This window comes from Virgibacillus proomii (genome assembly GCF_900162615.1).
GTDB lineage: Bacteria > Bacillota > Bacilli > Bacillales > Amphibacillaceae > Virgibacillus > Virgibacillus proomii.
Map to the genome: position 1 here is coordinate 2,274,904 of NZ_FUFN01000010.1, position 17,596 is coordinate 2,292,499.

Consider the following 17,596-nt stretch of genomic DNA (forward strand, 5'->3'; position numbering starts at 1 on the left):
TCTCCTCCTAATTAAATGAATCCCTTATCGAAACAGCAACACCTTTTGGTCGATGGGCTGTTACGGTAGCTCCATTTCCTAAAATACTTACCCAGCCTAAACCAGGAAAAACAATATCATACTTACCTGCCTCTATGCGAAATGTACTCGCAATAAATGGTGGAACTTTATCGACAGAGGTTTTTGTTGGTGGGGATAATAATTCTCCTAAATGGTTTTCGTATAGTGCGTCTGCCTTTTCCAGTTTGGTTCGATGGATGGGTAATTGATTTGAAAAATAACAAACAAACGATTGCTTATCCCCTTTTATAAAATCTAATCTTGCTAAACCGCCAAAATATAAAGTTTGTCCATGATTTAACTGATATACTCGTGGCTTTATTTCCTTGTTCGGCGTGATTACTTTTAAATCATCCTTAGAAATATAATGCGCCATCTGTTGTTTATTTACAATACCGGGAGTATCAATTAGAGATGAATTATCGTCTAATGGGATTTCAATAAACCCAAGCGTCGTCCCAGGAAAATAGGAAGTGGTAATTACTTCACTATATCCAGTGGATTGCTTGATTAGTCGATTAATAAACGTTGATTTACCTACATTCGTGGTACCTACGATATAAACATTCTTCTCTTTTCGCTGTCTTTCAATTTGCTCTGTTAATTCTTCCAACCCATGACCTTTCATAGAAGAAATCAAAAAACAATCTACTACCTTTATTCCGGCTTTTTTCGCTTGAGAACGAAGCCATTGCATTAATTTTCTTTTATTTACAGATTTAGGGATAAGATCCATTTTATTACCGACTAACAGGATCGGTTTATCACCAACAATACGCGACAAGCTGCTAATTAAAGTTCCGTCTACATCGAAAATATCAACAATATGAACGACAAGACCTCGAGCATTTCTAATCGTTCCAACCATTTTTAAAAAGTCCCTATCCGTTAAAGAGACATCCTGTATTTCATTATAATGCTTTAATCGAAAGCATCGTTGACATAATACATCTTCTTTAGTTAATGAGGATGGTGGTGTATACCCAGGCTCACTTCTATCAGTTGTCTGAATAAGCACCCCACATCCTTGACAATAGATTGTTTCCAAATTTATTCCTCCCAGCTAATCTTTCCTTTTTTACGCATATATGCAAGGATTCGACGTTCAATTTTCCGATTAATTCTCGTTAATCGCCCATCTGTTTGAATGATAGGAACAACTAATATAGTATAAAATCCAGCGATGTTTCCACCAAATATATCCGTTAAAATTTGATCGCCAATGACAACAATTTCCTCTTTTTTTAATCCCATTTTTTTAGCGGTCGTTTTAAATGCCTTTGTTAACGGTTTACGAGCACTAAATACAAATGGCGTATCTAACGGTTCCGAAAAAACCCTAACTCTTTCACTATTATTATTCGATATAATCGTAACCTTAATGTCATATTCCTTCATTAATTGAAACCATTGAATTACTTCTGAAGTTGCATCCTTAACATCCCAAGCGACTAATGTATTATCCAAATCGGTAATAATACCTTTAATTCCCTTTTCTTTTAAAGCACTCGGATGGATTTCAAATATACTTTTAACATGCTCATTCGGCAAAAACTTCTTCAGCACAGTTACACCTCATTATCATCTTTCTACTTACTACAAGAATACAATTATAACCTTATCCTTTTCAACTTTCTAGAAAAATAAAGAGAAGTCCTTTATAAATTTTAATAAGCTGTTTGCCTTGAATTTTTATTCATAACTCATTATATCGTGCTTTTAGTTTTAATGAACGTCGTATAATATGCAAGTTATTTGAATAAATCGTTCGACAAATCCCCCCTTTTTTTGCACTGTGGATAACTTTATTAACATTTTTCGAGTTGATTTATATGCGTTTCTAGCATTTTTTCCAATTTTGTACACAGGTTATCTACAGCCAATTGTAGATAACTTCAACCTTGTCCTAGATTTAGGTTCATGGTAAATTATTAATAACTTATTACAGAAGATTTTTACTTTTAGGAGGGCTGTATTTATGGAACATTTGTCGGACGAACTATTGCTCGAATCATACATTACAGCAAATGAATTAAATCTAAGCCCTGATTTTCTTTCTTTAATTGAAGAAGAAATTCATAGAAGACAGCTATCGGATAAAATAAAAAACATAAAATCAGGTTAAATTTTTATCGCTATATTAAATATGAAGAAACTAAAAAACCCTTTACGAATTTGTGATTTCTAAGGGTTTTTTATTTTTATTGATAATTTAATGTGTTAAAATTGTCTTTGTTAAGGCTTCTTATATACGAAGGTAGTAGTCCATCCATTTCTAATATTTTTACTCTAGGACAAAAGTTTGACCCAACCAATTCTGATATGGATTTAATACCACATTTTACCATTCTCTATTTATTGTAATGGAATAAGTAATTACGTATAAAAATAACAAAATATGATTATTTATCCTCGTCACGGGTCTGTCCACTCATGTAAAGCCAAGAACCAATTAAAGCGGGGTTACTGGTGTTCATAGAAAGCAATTATTTTTAAAGCCGTTTCAGTCTATAAAGGAGGAATTCCAATCCATGTTATTTGCAGTACTCATTCCACTTCTTATTGCATGTTTTATACCTGCATTAAGTAAATTAAAAACAAAAATACATACAGGAATCTTTGTTTTCTTTGTGCCATTCTTTATTTTTATTTACTTTGCTTCCTTTATCGGCACTGATTTTTCACCGGTTATGGAGCAATATAATTGGATTCCATCGCTAGGAATTAATTTTGATTTGTACTTGGATGGTTTAAGTCTGTTGTTTGTCTTATTAATTAGTGGGATAGGTGCATTAGTTGTATTTTATTCCATCTACTACCTAGACAAGTCCGAACAGCTAGGTAATTTTTATGTTTTTTTACTCATGTTTATGAGTGCAATGCTCGGTGTCGTACTATCTGACAACATTTTTGTGCTTTATACATTTTGGGAATTAACATCGATATCATCCTTTTTACTTATCGGTTACTGGCACTTCAAAGAACGTTCCCGTTATGGTGCATTAAAATCAATGCTAATTACTGTCTTTGGCGGGCTAAGCATGTTGGGCGGATTCATTTTGTTGTATGTAATTACTGGAACAACGAGCATACAGGAGATGATTCAGCAAGCAGATATCATTTTAAGCAGTAATTATTTACCATTGATTTTAGGCTTTATTTTATTAGGAGCATTTACAAAATCTGCTCAATTTCCTTTCCATATTTGGCTGCCTGATGCTATGGAAGCACCCACTCCGGTCAGTGCCTATTTACACTCAGCTACAATGGTAAAAGCTGGTTTATTTTTAGTTGCTCGTTTTTCTCCAATATTTGCAACATATGAATGGTTCTTTATTGTTGTAAGTGTTATTGGAATTATTACATTATGTTGGGGCTCTTATATGTCCGTGAGACAAACCGATTTAAAAGCAATTCTAGCGTTTTCTACCATTAGTCAGCTTGGAATGATTATGGCAATGCTAGGATTTGGAACTCCGATCGCTATATTTGCAGCTGTTTTTCATATTTTAAACCATGCAACATTTAAAGGTAGTCTGTTTATGGTAGCAGGTATTGTCGACCATGAAACGGGTACAAGGGATATTCGTAAGCTTGGCGGTTTAGCAACACTCATGCCAATCACAGCTACTTTGGCTATCTTTGGTACATTCTCGATGGCTGGAGTACCATTGCCATTTTTAAACGGTTTTTATAGCAAGGAAATGTTCTTTGACGCCACACTTGGTTTAGGATCAGGTGGTTGGAGTCAAGTTATTCCTTATTTAGCAGTTATCGGTAGTATTTTTACATTTGTGTATTCCATGTATTTCTTTTTTGGGACATTTACTGGCAAAAAACAATTGGATCAATTACCGAAAAAACCACATGAAGCACCAATTGGCATGCTTATCTCGCCGATTATTTTAGTAGCGGGGGTTATTCTGATTGGTCTGTTCCCAAATATGGTAAATGCTCCATTTTTACAACACGCTGCAACTGCAGTCAATAACGCAGTCGAATACAATAAGATTTCTTTTTGGCATGGCTTTATACCACCGTTATTTATGTCACTAGCCGTTGTAGGCATTGGTACGGTATTGTTTATAACCAGAAAGAAATGGCAAGCTGTTTACAATTTTCTACCTGGTAAAACTAGTTTTAATCATATATATAATGGGATTATTAGCAAGCTGGACACGTTTTCTAAGCGTATCACTAACTTTTATATGACAGGTTCATTAAAGACATACATGTCCTTAATACTAAGCACTGTCCTTATCATTTCCGTTGTATACATGTTTTTAACGGATGGATTTGCTTTTAGTACAAACCAATTAGCTGAACCATCTTTTATTGAAATTGCAGTGGTAGCCGTTATGATCATTGCTGCTATTGCTACTATTTATATGAATCATAATGTTGCTGCTATTTTAGTACTTGGGGTAGTCGGTTTTGGTGTAGCTATACTGTTTGTTATTTACCGGGCACCAGATATTGCATTAACCCAATTAGTTATTGAAACGGTTACGGTTGCCTTGTTCTTGCTTTGTTTTTACCATTTACCAAAAATGCGTAAGTCAACTGACTCACTAAAAACAAAAACAGTAAATGCAATTATCTCCATTGCCTTCGGGGCATTAATAACCATTGTAGCTATTTCGGCAAACAGCAGCAGATGGTTTGATTCCATTTCCGATTACTTTGTAGAGAATTCCCACAAGCTTGGTGGCGGAGATAATATCGTGAATGTTATTTTAGTCGATTTTCGTGGCCTAGATACATTATTCGAAATTTCTGTACTGGGCATCGCCGCTTTAGCAGTAGTTGGCCTCATTAAAATGAAAAAGAATAAGGAGGCTGAATAATTATGGAAATTATTACATCCATATTAGCAGGAGTTTTGTTTGCAACTGCGATCTATAACTTATTACAAAAACAATTAATACGAATTATCATTGGTACAGCTCTTATCTCTCATGGTGCGCATATTCTTATTTTAACGATGGGACGGCTAAAAGCTGGACAACCTCCAATATTAATAGAAGGTATTTCTAATTATACGGACCCGTTGCCACAGGCACTGATTTTAACATCTATTGTAATCAGCTTTGGTGTTACAAGTCTCCTTTTGGTGTTAGCCTATCGGGCTTCTCAGGAAAATAATACAGACAATATGGAAGAGTTAAGGGGTAACGAAAATGAGTAATTTAGCAGTATTACCAATCATTATTCCATTAATATCAGCTATCATTCTAATTTTCTTTCATCGCAAGGTGAAGTTATCTAGGGCATTAACAAAGCTGTTTTCATTAATAAGTTTAGGAACTGCCGGTTATATCACTTGGTATGTGCTGGAAAACGGTACGATCATTTTAAATACCGGGGACTGGATCGCACCTTACGGGATTATTTTAGTAATGGATGGATTAGCAGCGATATTAGTGTTGACAACAAATGTTATTGCAACAGCATGTGCTTTCTATGCACCGCATGCAGGATTAGAAAAAAGGGAAATTTATTATTTCTACCCCTTTTTCTTCTTCCTTATCACAGGTGTATCCGGAGCATTTATTACCGGAGACTTATTCAACTTATTTGTATTTTTTGAAGTGCTCTTAATGGCTTCTTATGGCTTAATCGTACTTGGTGGTGGAAAGGTACAATTAAGAGAATCCCTAAAATATTTGTTAATTAATTTATTCTCTTCTATGCTTTTTGTTACCACTGTTGCATTTCTATATGCAGTTGTTGGTACCGTAAATATGGCACAAATTGCAGAGAGAGTTCAACAAGTTGAACAGCAGGGAATCATTACTACTATCGGGATTCTATTGTTTTTCGTTTTCGCTACAAAAGCAGCTTTGTTTCCATTATATTACTGGTTGCCAAAATCATATATTGTCCCGAATCCGGTCATATCTGCCCTATTTGGCGCATTACTGACAAAAGTAGGAATTTACTCGATTTTACGCACATTTTCTCTTATCTTTATCCATAAAACTGATTTAACACATGACATGTTTATCTGGATCGCTGGCTTATCGATGATCTTTGGCGTAATTGGTGCATTATCTACTTCGAATATAAAACTAATTATTGCTTATAATATTATTCCGGCAATCGGGTTTATCATTTTAGGTATTGGTGTTTTAAATCCAGATGGAATAAGCGGATCTATCTATTACTTAATTCATGATATGATTATTAAAACTGCGCTCTTTTTATTAGTCGGAGTAATCGCATCTGTCGCTGGAACCTCCGATCTACGAAAAATGGGTGGGCTTATTCATCATTATCCATCATTGGGCTGGTTATTATTCCTATCCGGGGCTGTATTAGCAGGCTTACCTCCATTCAGCGGTTTTATTGGTAAGCTGTTATTATTAAAAGGTGCATTTGAAGAAGGAAAAATTGCCATTGTTATGATTGGCTTACTTACAAGTCTTCTTATCCTATATTCCATTGTAAAAATCTTTATTAACGGCTTTTGGGGCGATAAAGAAGTGATGACGCATATAGAAAAGAAACCTATTAACGGCTTATTAACACCTATTGTTTCCCTACTAGCATTATCTGTATTATTAGGTGTTGGAGCAGAATTATTCTATCCGCACATCGAGTCGATTGCTACGTATCTACTTGATCCGGAAATATACATTGATTCTGTATTAAAGGAGTAGTGACCAATGGCTTTTCAGATCGTTATCAACTTAATTATTGCATTCATGTGGATGTTTTTAAAAGAATCCTATTCTGTTCCAAGCTTTATTTCAGGGTATATATTAGGAATTGTGCTTCTCCTTGTATTGCGACGATTTATTCCTGACACTTTCTATTTAAAACGAGTGATAAAAATTATTAATTTAATTTTGTTATTTATTAAAGAGCTGGTCTCATCAAATATTGAAATCGTGAAGCTTGTTTATACACCAAAACCAGATATCGAGCCAGGTATCTTTGCACTGCCGACAGAGCTTAAAAGCAATTGGGAAATAACGTTACTTGCTAACTTAATTACTCTGACACCGGGTACGCTGTCAGTTGCTGTTTCCCGTGATAATACGAAACTTTTTATTCACGCCATGAATATTAATGACAGCAATGAATCCATTCGCTCCATAAAAAATACATTTGAAAAAGCAATTATGGAGGTGACACAATGACAAACATATTAACTGCTTCAGAAAACTTAATAAATATTGCTGTAATTATTTCGTTTATCGGAATATCTATTTCACTAGCATGTTTGTTATATCGAGTTATTACAGGTCCTACTCAACCTGATCGGGCTGTTGCGTTAGATTCAATGGGCATAAACTTAATGGCTGTTGCAGGTATCATGTCAATTTATCTGGTTACACCAAATTTAAATGATGTCATTCTGCTCATCGGTATCCTTTCATTCCTTTCAACGCTTGCAATTGCAAAATATTTAGAAAAGGGTGTTATCATTGATAGAGACTTGGATTAACATCATTTTAAATGTGCTGATCGCCCTATGTATTCTTGCAGGAACTTTTTTCATACTATCTGCTTCCATTGGAGTTGTCCGTTTTCCTGATGTATATACAAAGCTGCATGCTGCTACGAAAGCCTCTACATTAGGCATCTCCTTTATACTAATCGGTGCCTTTATCTTCCTTTATGTAGAACACGCTATTGTTAGTGGTAAGCTGCTTTTGGCAATCCTGTTTATTATGCTGACAGCACCAGTTGGGGGGCACATGCTTGGTCGTGCTGCCCATACAGCCGGAGTGAAGCCATACCTTAAAAAACGTAAGGACGAATATCAGGAAGCTGTCGATCAGCTTAGAGAAGAAGAAAATCAAGGATAAAGGGATACGATTTAACGAAACATACGTAGGCTTTTTATCGGAAATTAAAGATGGTTTCTGCTCATTCCAGTAGAAGTCATCTTTTAATTTTTAGAAAATAATCGACTAATTTGTTAATCTCTACATCACAATCGTCCACTTATCTAAGTGAATTATTATGCTACATCAGCCTTCAAGAGCAATACGTCAAAGCTATGTAAATCGAGTGAGCATAATAGTTATGTTTAGCTAAAAGACAACGTAACTGTAAAAATTCCTTTTATTCGAATTCAAATATTTGCGACATCCAATCAACTTCCTAAAAAGAAACCATCTATCGAGTGGATTGAAATTTTTACGATAGATGGTTTTTATTTTCTATGATAAGTAAATTATATCCATTTAATTCGAAATGTTTGATTGCCTTTAATCCAGCGTAATAATAATACATCCTCTGGTACTACTCTTCCCAACACATTCACTCGATTATCACTTGGTAAATCTCGTAACGTTATTTGCACTTCTCCTTGGTAACGTTTATAACGTTCATTATCAACAGTAATCGATCCAACTAAACGTTCTATACAATGCGAAGGGGAAATTTTATCCTTTCCTATTGAAGCATAATGCCTAGATTCAACCGATCGTATACAGTCACGTGCTCGATCAGCTCGATTTGTATGACGTCCTGAAGCTACTTTAATTTCCTGTTCTGTAACAGATGGAGCTGGTACTGCCCGAAGGATTATTTCTTCTTTCTTTTGGTAAGCAGTGAACTGTTCGAGTGTAGACTCACTAATTCCGTTATCGCCAATTAATATTTTTTCAATCTTTCCTTTATTTTTTAAATCAAGATAGGCTGCAAACGGTGACACGAAACGATGCGCTTCCAAAGTAGGGAGCTTTTCATAAAGTGGTCCTCTCAAATTTTGATCACCCGGGATAAAAGCCATGATGGAAATTCCTTCATTTTTTAGCCATTTATTTTTCTCTAAAAAATCCTCCCAATCTAGCCCGGTTTCCGGTCGTGGATAAAAATTATGCCAAGCCTCCGTTGATGTTGTTACTAGTCCGTTTTGTTTTAATTGTTTTAAAGTGGAAGATGTTAGTGTGCTAGCATTAAGTGCGACTTTCATCTGTTTGGATAAATGAGCAATGGTTTTTTCATCTACACCATAATCCACTCGTAAACCGGTGACGCCCCACTTTACTAATTCCGATGCATTTTTCCAATTAAATCCTAATGTCTGAAGAGAAGTTGGAGAAATATCAGCCATCAATTCCATATTTAACTCGTTAGCTAGAGAACCTAATGCTTTCAGTTGATCCTTATACATGGCCGGGTCATCTTCTGGTATATGCAGAGAAGTAAAAATCGAATCAAACGCGTATGGTTTCATTTTTCTTATATAAGCTTCTTGTTCCTTCATTTGTTGATAACCCAAATAAACAGAAATTCCTAGCATTGATACCATTCTCCTTGTCTGTTAAATAATCGAGAGAGGAGTTCCTCCCTCGATATACCTGCAATTATCTATATATCTCTCGCCATTTCTTCCTTGAACCCAAATAAATAAGTGAAAATGAATCCACCAGCATAAGCGATAACAAGTCCTAAAAAGTATGGAATAAATTTGCCATCATCAATTAATGGGATAAGTGATAAACCGGAAACACCTACTGATTTAGCTGCAGTTTGAATCACCGCTTGATAAGCTCCCCCAAGTGCTGCCCCCATACAAGCAGTAATAAACGGGCGTCCTAAGGGCAAGGTAACTCCATATAATAGGGGTTCTCCTATTCCAAGAAATCCAACCGGCAGACCACCTTTAATAATATTCCGTAATCGATTATTTTTTGTTTTCACATAAACGGCAATCGCTGCACCGACCTGCCCTGCTCCTGCCATCGCTAGAATTGGAAGCAAAGCTGTATTATTATACGTATTTATAAGTTCTAAATGAATCGGTGTTAATCCGTGATGCAGCCCAACCATTACCAGTGGAAGAAAGAAACCAGCCAATACTGCACCAGCGACAACCCCTCCAATATCAATTAAAGTTATTAAACCTTTTGTAATTCCGTCCGATAGAACCCCTGCTACTGGCATTATTGCATATAAGGAAACAAACCCCACAATCAAAACAGTAATGAGAGGAGTGAAAATAATATCTACTGCTGCTGGAATAATTTTTCTAACTCGTTTTTCCAAAAAGCTCATTAACCAAGCTGCAAAAATGACTCCAAATAGTCCACCACGTCCTGGAACTAGTGCCTCACCATAGATCGTAATATCGGCAAGCAATGGATTAAATAAGAACATACCCGCAATCGCACCTAATACAGGAGTTCCACCAAATTCTTTTGCAGTATTCCACCCGACAAGTACTGCCAAGTACGTAAAGATACCGCTTCCAATAAGGAGTAAAATTTTCATAATCGTTGTTTTTTCATCAGCACCTGCGTTTATCGCAAAGTTGACACCTCCATTAATAATACCAGAGGCAACTAAACCTGGAATTAACGGAATGAAAATGTTAGCAAGTCGACGTAAAAAATTTTTAAATGGTGTTCTGTTTTTTTGCTTTATTTGTTGTTTTTGCAGTGCTGCTTTTTCCTCAAATGTCAAATTATCTACATCTGGGCCTCTTTCTTCGCCAATCCCCAGTCCCGTAATCTGGCTTAATTGTTCCGCAACCCGATTTACCATTCCCGGACCTATAACAATTTGTAACGTCTCATCAATAACTACGCCCATTACCCCATCTACCTGCTTCAATGCATCATGATCCACTTTCGTTTCATCTTTCAAAGAGAGTCTTAATCTTGTCATACAGTGGGCAATGCGCTGTACATTATCTTGTCCACCTATGTGGCCTAAAATTTCTTGTGCCATTCTCTCCTCTTTCTTCATTACGAACTCCTCCCCTTCAATTTAATAATGCTTTTCGCACAAAACCATTTGCTTGGAGAACCTTTTCTCTTGCCTCCTCATAGGAGCATTGGAGTAAGATCATCACAATAGCTACTTTTACATTATGCTTTGCTTTTTCAAGATAATCGCTGGCTGTCTTATAATCTACTTCTGTAGCGTCCATAATAATTCGCTTTGACCTTTCCACCAATTTATGATTCGTAGGCTTAAGGTCAACCATTAAATTTTGATACACTTTACCAATGCGTATCATGGAAGCTGTTGAAATCATATTCAATACCATCTTTTGTGCAGATCCAGCTTTTAAACGTGTAGAACCGGTTAGGACTTCTGGGCCTGTCTCTAATTCAATCGTAATGTCTGCATACTCGCTCATCTTCGCCTCCTTATTGCAAGCTATGCTCACAGTGTTAGCTTTCCGTTCTCTTGCATATGATAAAGCCCCTATAACGTAAGGCGTTCTCCCACTAGCTGCAATCCCAATAACAGTATCCTTCTCGGTAAGCCCGATGGTTTGTAAATCCTTTTTTCCCAGATGCGAGTCGTCCTCTGCACCTTCAGCAGCTTTTGTAAAAGCTGCCTCACCACCAGCTATAAGTCCCTGTACCATCTCGGGTTCTGCCCCAAATGTCGGCACACATTCTACAGCATCTAATACTCCAAGTCTTCCGCTTGTTCCAGCGCCTATATATATAAGCCTTCCTTCTTGATTGAATGACTGAATTACTAAATGAATGGCTTTTTCAATCGAGGAAAGTTGTGTTTCAATTATTTTTGGTACGCTCTTATCCTCTTTATTCATCATGGTGATAATATCCATAACAGACATTTCATCCAGGTTTTTAGTATATTGGTTCCTTGTTTCTGTGCTTAACTTATCAAACATCGTACTCACTCCCTCATCTAACTATCTTTAGTGTACACGTTTTCAAAACGTTATGTCAATTATTTTTAAAATAACATGAAATAATATTTCATATCCTTGTCAATTATTTTCACACATTAGAGCTGTGAAATTGGGATCAGTCATGGTTATTGTTTGTAGTCATACATTCTAAGGTCAACAAGGCATCAGCTAAACCGTTTATTTCTGAAAATAAAAGCTTGCTTTCTAGCATACTTTTTTCTACTTATTAATAAGATTTTTATTGATTACTTAATGTTTTAACAAATACATACAAATCGATTATAAATTCTAAAAATATCTAACCACTTGTAAAATTATGCTTTTTGTATTTCACTACCCATTTAAAGACAAAATTTATCGACTAAAGGACTCATTCTTTGCGATTCAGAAATACTTTTTCCAAATATCGCATAATCCATGGAGATAAAGTGAAACTCCGCTCAGTAGGAGTTTTCTTCCATCTCCTACTGAATGTTAGTAGTACCACAAGGGTATGACCTAAAGGTCTTTGAACGAATCGGGCATTTAGGTACCGTTTTCTCCCACTTAGACCCTTTTGTATCAACTAAAGGCTCTTGAAGTGGGAGTATTACGGCACCTTACATGCGGGATAAAATCAATATTTCCTGATAATGTTTAAACTGATTTATATAGATAAGCTAATCAAGTATTTGCTAATAATTCCCCTCTAACTATATGCATTAAAAATATATTTTATCCCAACAATCATTTGCTTCTCTAACAAGACATAAAAAACGAATATTAAGTAGATTATTAACCGGACAGACACGTTATATTCAGATCATACATAAGTATAAATATAGGCAATAGCCCAGACTGATACATGAGGAGGAGGATATATTTGTCCGGCATTCTTAGTGCCCTCGCACTCTTTATTAAAGAAGCGATGTTTTTCGTATCCTATGTCAAAAACCATGCTTTTCCCCAACCTTTACCACCCGAAGAAGAAAAAAAGTACATTAAGCAAATGCAAGATGGAGACGAAACAGCGCGAAACAAATTAATTGAACATAATCTCCGACTGGTAGCACATATTGTGAAGAAATTTGAAAACACAGGAGAGGATGCTGAAGATCTTATTTCAATTGGTACAATTGGACTGATCAAGGGTGTCGAAAGCTATTCCTCTGATAAAGGTACGAAGCTTGCTACTTATGCAGCTCGATGTATAGAGAATGAAATATTAATGCATTTACGAGCATTAAAAAAAGTGAAAAAAGATGTATCTTTACATGATCCAATTGGTCAAGATAAAGAGGGTAATGAAATTAGCCTAATTGATATTTTAGAAGCAGAAAACAAAAATATTATTGAATTTATTCAATTAAATATGGAAATAGAAAAATTAGAGGATTACTTTGAAATTTTAGATAATCGCGAGCGTGAAGTAATTATTTACCGTTACGGATTAAACGATCAAAAAGAATTAACACAGCGTGAGATAGCTAAGAAGTTAAACATCTCAAGAAGCTATGTATCTCGTATTGAAAAACGAGCATTAATGAAGGTCTTTCATGAATATTACCGAAAAGAAAGAAGGCAGTAAAGAAAGTCTTTTTAAATTTTTACAGATGATCTTTTTCCTAACAGAAATTTAAATACAGGGAAGGTCTTCAAATTAAATTACTGTAACAATCAATTAAATACCGTAGTTTTTAACTTCTCTATTCTCTAGTACTTTGTTAATGTGATCTACAATAAAGTGAAACTTCTATCAGTAGGAGTTTTCCTCATATCTCCTACTGATAGATGTAGAACACTCTTAGACTCCCCGGTATCGCCTACAACTCTTGAAGTGAAGTAATCCGGCACCTTACATGCGGGGTAAATTTATCGTTCCCATCAATTTTCCCCCCAAATAACTCCAGCCTTTATTATATCAAATTGATTTGTTCAAGATAGAAAACCTAATCTAATACATTGGTATGGTGAATCCGAACTAAATTGTTCTCCATTTATATTAATTGTTTAGTAGAATAAGTAATTAGACTATGAAATGAAATTAATTTGCTTTTGTAGATGACTCCGTATATTCCAAAAGGGGGCAGTAAAAGTGTCAACAATTCTTCTCTACTTTTTAATTCAATAATATTTGCATATATCCCTAAATTTTTTTGCTCCTTTAACACATGAAACGGTTTTAGTCGTTCATCCCAATTGTTTGAAAATACGGTTCATGTGAAATACCAAATTTATAAGCTAGTATTTCAAAAGCATAAGTTGTAATAGCTATTTCAAAAAATCCGTTTTTTATAAAAACTTATTTACTAATCGTTCAAGACGTATCCGAATTTGTAATAACAATAACCCCTTGCCTGATTTGTTTTCCAGCATCCTCAATGCATTTAGTGATTAACTTTGAAGCATATCCTTTTCCAGTAATATTTACCCATAAGCAATAGAGAATTAAAAAGTTTTTGCCGTAACGGTTCTTGAAGAATATTCAATAAAACCTGCTGGCTTATTATTTATATGTGTTTTAAAGAGCCAATTACCTTTATTTATGTACTCTGTTAAATTTGGCTTGCTTCAAAGGCAATAACTCCATCATTTCAATTTTCTTTATCTATCTCTACTATTTCAAAACTGTACAATTTGTATTTCTCCTTTATATTTAAAAACATATTTATTCTGTTCTATTCTATGACATAGTAATATGTTGGATCCTTTCATTTTATATCATAATATTGTTTTTAATTTTTAGTAATTAGTTTAAAAAATTTAAATTATTTCGGCTCCAATCATGTAAAGTTTTGAAGGAAGAAGTATTAGAACCGTTTACATCGTTCTTAAATTGCAGTATATAAAGTATGATGAAAATCCACTAATTATTTATTTACTGTTTTAGTTTGAACCCGTTTTTTGAAAAATTGTGTCGTGAAAATTAAAATAGCTAAAAGGAAAAATTTAATAATAGGGGAAAAATCCATAAAAAATAAAATAAGCATTCCAAGAACAAAATATATAAAAAATAAAATACCTAAATACACTACCATTGGTTTTTTTATTTTCACATTCCACTGTAGTTTCATCTACTCTTTTACTCCTTTGAATCTTTTATATATTCACATCTTTTTAAGGCTACAGCTTTATTGTTTAATTTTTTAGGTAATCGTGTGGGTACCTAAAACTAAAAAGCTCAATATATTAAATGATCAAAATTATCCAGATACTTTATATTATACATAAAAATTCCATCATGGTTAATAATTGTTTAAATCTCTGTTAAATATGGTATCCGCAGAAACAAATTCAAAAATGGAATAAGCTAAATGATGTTAATAAGATTTATATAGGCCAGAAATTACGTGTAAAATAAACTGAACTTTGTCAAAAACAACATAAATTATTCTTATATCTATTCCTGTCCTTAAAGAAGTTGAAGGGATAAAGAAATGGTCCTGTTAACTTCCGGTCTAAGATGAGGACGAAGATTCTATATCAATTTTTTAATTGGTTTAATCCAAGGCTATTCAATCCATCCGTTTTTTGGGGTCTGGTTAAAAATTCCAATTAAATTTTATAAAAAATATGAGAATCATAACTACAATGAACACCATGCTTTTAGATACTTTGGCTATTGATGTAAATAAGATTGTGTTGGGCAAAAAATGCGTGTGAAATAAAAAAAGCCCCATCCTAGTGAATGGGGTACAGAATGTCAATATTTCGGGAAACTCAATAAATTAAAATGACATTATTGTTAGCCTGCTATATTAGCATCTCGCATATCTCTCTATCATTAAGAACTAAATCATAAGGAGATTTTATATCAGACCAATGTAAGATTTTCTTAGTCCAATTACCTTGTTCTTCGGTACCGTTTAGACAAGTGCAAAATTCTAGTATTCCACTCTCGTGTAATGCAGTATGGAGATATTCATATAGTAAGTGTAAGCATTTTTCCTCGAAAGAGTTTCCTATTTTATGATTTTTAATAGGTAAAAAATTATTATAAACAGCTACTTGATATTTAAATGATAGTATTGGTACATATTTAAATCTTTTTTTTGTTTTAGAGTCGTAATTATCTTCAAATATTAGTTCTATTGCATCTAGCTCATTACTAAAGATATTAGACTGTTTTTCTGATACAGGTTGAGAACCAAAAATACCTTTAGAAAGCTTGTGCGGTGATGATATGTAATAGTATTGAGTCAAAGTTGCATCTCCTTTCTATTCTTCTTCCTTTTTTAGCTCTAAACCATTTATATTCTGTTTTACCGATTCTTTTTATGCCTAAACGGTATTTGCTGTACATTTGTTGCTTAGTTTCGATAAGGTCTTTTTTTGAAAGTCTAATTGCTTCATCAGTTAAATCCAAATATATGTTAGATCCTGAGATAACTAAAAATGGTTTTGATCCTTCTAAAGACAGCTATTAAAATGGAATAACAATAAAATTAATAGCAAGTTTTCTTAGTTCGTATTCATATTGATCACCTACACAGGAACATTTGTTCTTATCGCAAGTACATTGTACTCTTTTATTACAATATCTTTAAAATGTTTTTAAATGTCTAGCTCTCTAACCATGGCTTTTGAACTGATAACCAAAGATTGTAAGTAGTAAAGACTCTACTTTTTTAAGTATTTCACTTGTTCTTCTCTTTTCTATACTTCTATTATACTTCACATAGTATTAAGAGCCGAACTATTTCGATGATTTTTATAACCTATTTTACAGAGTTTTTACATGATCCTATATATTTAACAATTTATCTAACTTTAATTGACATGAAGTTTAAAAGTATTGTAAATTTCTATGAATAACTCAGGAAAATGGAGTTTTGTTTGCTATAATAGTTATGCTCTTCAGCTGCTTAAGAGTTGTAATCGATAGGGGTGATACCATAGATAAATGAAAAAATAGTATATCTAATAAAATGGTTGAGAACCAGACGCAAAATTCATATTCGTTTTATTTGATGGACAGGGATTGATGAAACGATACAACAATAAAAAAATGAAATTGCAAGCGAATCCGTCGTTGCTAAACGAACGCAGCTGTAGAAGATAATACTCAACAAATACACTTTTTGTCATGGAAAAAACTGAACTTGGAAAACAAAAATTCAATAAGGGGACAGGCTTTGATGTCAAAGAGAACTTTAAGTAAAATATTATTACTCACCATAACGTTTGTTATTATTGTAAACGGTCATTTTATAAATTCGTCAAATGCGCAAGCTCAATCAGAATACATCGTTGATTTTAGCGGGGTATCCGCCCCGATCCTGGTAAATGTCCGGACTGCGCCGTCAGATACTGCGCGTATCGTTGACCAGATATATCCAAATACGCGTGTACAGTTTTCTGGCTGGACGACAGGTAGCTCGTTTTATGACTACTGGACAAACGCACCTGATAACAGATGGTTTTTTTATGAGAGAAATGGTGTAAAGTATTATGTTTCATCAGCTTTTATTAATGGAAACCCACCGGATGTCAATCAACCAACTCAACCAAATCGAGCATTGGTTTCGTATAATGTAAGAATTACCACAGATATTCCAGCTCTTATACAGGCGTATGAAAATGCTATACGAAACTGGAATAATACCGGTGTTGTTTGGTTGTCACAATCACAAAATGCCCCTATAACTTTAGGGGAAGGTTATGCCAGAGGTTATGATGGATATGGATGGTGGCAATCCTATGGTTCAAATGTTACAGGTGGTACAGTCATTCAATGGAATAGAGTAAACCAAAGAAGCGCTTCTTATTTAGAAGCTCTAGCTACTCATGAAATTGGACATGTATTAAAACTGAACCATAGGTCAGATTATTCTATAATGAATAACTATTGGTTAATCAGAATTACAAAGCCAACCGAAAACGACATTAATGACCTCAGAAGGATTTATAGTCGATAAC

17 protein-coding genes are annotated in these 17,596 nt (G+C 34.4%); 9 read left to right on the forward strand and 8 right to left on the reverse strand.

Annotated features, from left to right (window positions below):
- Positions 1 to 7: 7 nt before the first annotated feature.
- Positions 8 to 1,108 carry a ribosome biogenesis GTPase YqeH gene (gene yqeH, locus BN1066_RS18085; RefSeq protein WP_077321009.1) on the reverse strand — a complete coding sequence of 367 codons (1,101 nt, stop codon included), beginning with the start codon at positions 1,106 to 1,108 and terminating at the stop codon, positions 8 to 10.
- Between the two features lie 2 nt (positions 1,109 to 1,110).
- A complete protein-coding gene (locus BN1066_RS18090) occupies positions 1,111 to 1,626 on the reverse strand; it encodes a YqeG family HAD IIIA-type phosphatase (RefSeq protein ID WP_077321011.1) in 516 nt (171 codons plus the stop codon).
- A gap of 412 nt (positions 1,627 to 2,038) precedes the next feature.
- Here BN1066_RS18090 and sda point away from each other — a divergent pair, with 412 nt between their 5' ends.
- From sda to mnhG, 7 genes are all read left to right on the forward strand, one after another.
- Complete coding sequence (gene sda / locus BN1066_RS18095) at positions 2,039 to 2,185, forward strand: sporulation histidine kinase inhibitor Sda (RefSeq protein ID WP_077321013.1); 147 nt, start codon at positions 2,039 to 2,041, stop codon at positions 2,183 to 2,185.
- Between the two features lie 406 nt (positions 2,186 to 2,591).
- Positions 2,592 to 4,907: a Na+/H+ antiporter subunit A gene (locus BN1066_RS18100; RefSeq protein WP_077321015.1), complete on the forward strand. Its 2,316-nt coding sequence runs from the start codon at positions 2,592 to 2,594 to the stop codon at positions 4,905 to 4,907.
- Between the two features lie 2 nt (positions 4,908 to 4,909).
- Positions 4,910 to 5,248 carry a Na(+)/H(+) antiporter subunit C gene (locus BN1066_RS18105; RefSeq protein WP_077321017.1) on the forward strand — a complete coding sequence of 113 codons (339 nt, stop codon included), beginning with the start codon at positions 4,910 to 4,912 and terminating at the stop codon, positions 5,246 to 5,248.
- Entirely contained in the window at positions 5,241 to 6,722 is a 1,482-nt protein-coding gene (locus BN1066_RS18110) for a Na+/H+ antiporter subunit D (RefSeq protein WP_077321018.1), read from the forward strand. Before BN1066_RS18105 ends, BN1066_RS18110 begins: the two co-directional genes overlap by 8 nt.
- Before the next feature lie 6 nt (positions 6,723 to 6,728).
- Positions 6,729 to 7,205 carry a Na+/H+ antiporter subunit E gene (locus BN1066_RS18115; RefSeq protein WP_077321020.1) on the forward strand — a complete coding sequence of 159 codons (477 nt, stop codon included), beginning with the start codon at positions 6,729 to 6,731 and terminating at the stop codon, positions 7,203 to 7,205.
- The gene (locus BN1066_RS18120; RefSeq protein WP_077321022.1) at positions 7,202 to 7,513 is read left to right on the forward strand and encodes a Na(+)/H(+) antiporter subunit F1; all 312 of its coding nucleotides are present in this window, start codon (positions 7,202 to 7,204) and stop codon (positions 7,511 to 7,513) included. The genes BN1066_RS18115 and BN1066_RS18120 overlap by 4 nt, the downstream gene beginning before the upstream one ends.
- Positions 7,494 to 7,877, forward strand: coding sequence for a monovalent cation/H(+) antiporter subunit G (mnhG, locus tag BN1066_RS18125; RefSeq protein ID WP_077321024.1), 384 nt, complete (start codon positions 7,494 to 7,496; stop codon positions 7,875 to 7,877). The genes BN1066_RS18120 and mnhG overlap by 20 nt, the downstream gene beginning before the upstream one ends.
- A gap of 371 nt (positions 7,878 to 8,248) precedes the next feature.
- On the opposite strand, the gene BN1066_RS18130 is transcribed toward mnhG, so the two are convergent.
- The 3 genes from BN1066_RS18130 to murQ all read right to left on the reverse strand — a co-directional run bounded on the left by BN1066_RS18130 (position 8,249) and on the right by murQ (position 11,677).
- Positions 8,249 to 9,322, reverse strand: coding sequence for a DUF871 domain-containing protein (locus tag BN1066_RS18130; RefSeq protein WP_077321026.1), 1,074 nt, complete (start codon positions 9,320 to 9,322; stop codon positions 8,249 to 8,251).
- 68 nt (positions 9,323 to 9,390) lie between these two features.
- The gene (locus BN1066_RS18135; RefSeq protein WP_077321028.1) at positions 9,391 to 10,770 is read right to left on the reverse strand and encodes a PTS transporter subunit EIIC; all 1,380 of its coding nucleotides are present in this window, start codon (positions 10,768 to 10,770) and stop codon (positions 9,391 to 9,393) included.
- A gap of 16 nt (positions 10,771 to 10,786) precedes the next feature.
- Positions 10,787 to 11,677 (reverse strand): N-acetylmuramic acid 6-phosphate etherase, encoded by an 891-nt coding sequence (gene murQ / locus BN1066_RS18140; RefSeq protein ID WP_077321030.1) that lies wholly within the window; start codon positions 11,675 to 11,677, stop codon positions 10,787 to 10,789.
- Positions 11,678 to 12,560: 883 nt separating this feature from the next.
- Between murQ and sigK the strand changes: the two genes are divergently transcribed.
- Positions 12,561 to 13,265: an RNA polymerase sporulation sigma factor SigK gene (gene sigK, locus BN1066_RS18145; RefSeq protein ID WP_077321032.1), complete on the forward strand. Its 705-nt coding sequence runs from the start codon at positions 12,561 to 12,563 to the stop codon at positions 13,263 to 13,265.
- A gap of 1,282 nt (positions 13,266 to 14,547) precedes the next feature.
- On the opposite strand, the gene BN1066_RS18155 is transcribed toward sigK, so the two are convergent.
- The 3 genes from BN1066_RS18155 to BN1066_RS20385 form a co-directional block, all read right to left on the reverse strand.
- Complete coding sequence (locus BN1066_RS18155; RefSeq protein WP_077321034.1) at positions 14,548 to 14,751, reverse strand: hypothetical protein; 204 nt, start codon at positions 14,749 to 14,751, stop codon at positions 14,548 to 14,550.
- 679 nt (positions 14,752 to 15,430) lie between these two features.
- Positions 15,431 to 15,880: a hypothetical protein gene (locus BN1066_RS18160; protein WP_077321036.1), complete on the reverse strand. Its 450-nt coding sequence runs from the start codon at positions 15,878 to 15,880 to the stop codon at positions 15,431 to 15,433.
- A complete protein-coding gene (locus BN1066_RS20385) occupies positions 15,837 to 16,043 on the reverse strand; it encodes a hypothetical protein (protein WP_179104428.1) in 207 nt (68 codons plus the stop codon). The genes BN1066_RS18160 and BN1066_RS20385 overlap by 44 nt, the downstream gene beginning before the upstream one ends.
- 772 nt (positions 16,044 to 16,815) lie before the next feature.
- On the opposite strand from BN1066_RS20385, the gene BN1066_RS18165 reads away from it, so the two are divergent.
- On the forward strand, positions 16,816 to 17,595 hold the full coding sequence (locus BN1066_RS18165) for a matrixin family metalloprotease (protein WP_077321038.1): 780 nt from the start codon (positions 16,816 to 16,818) through the stop codon (positions 17,593 to 17,595).
- Position 17,596: the final 1 nt, after the last annotated feature.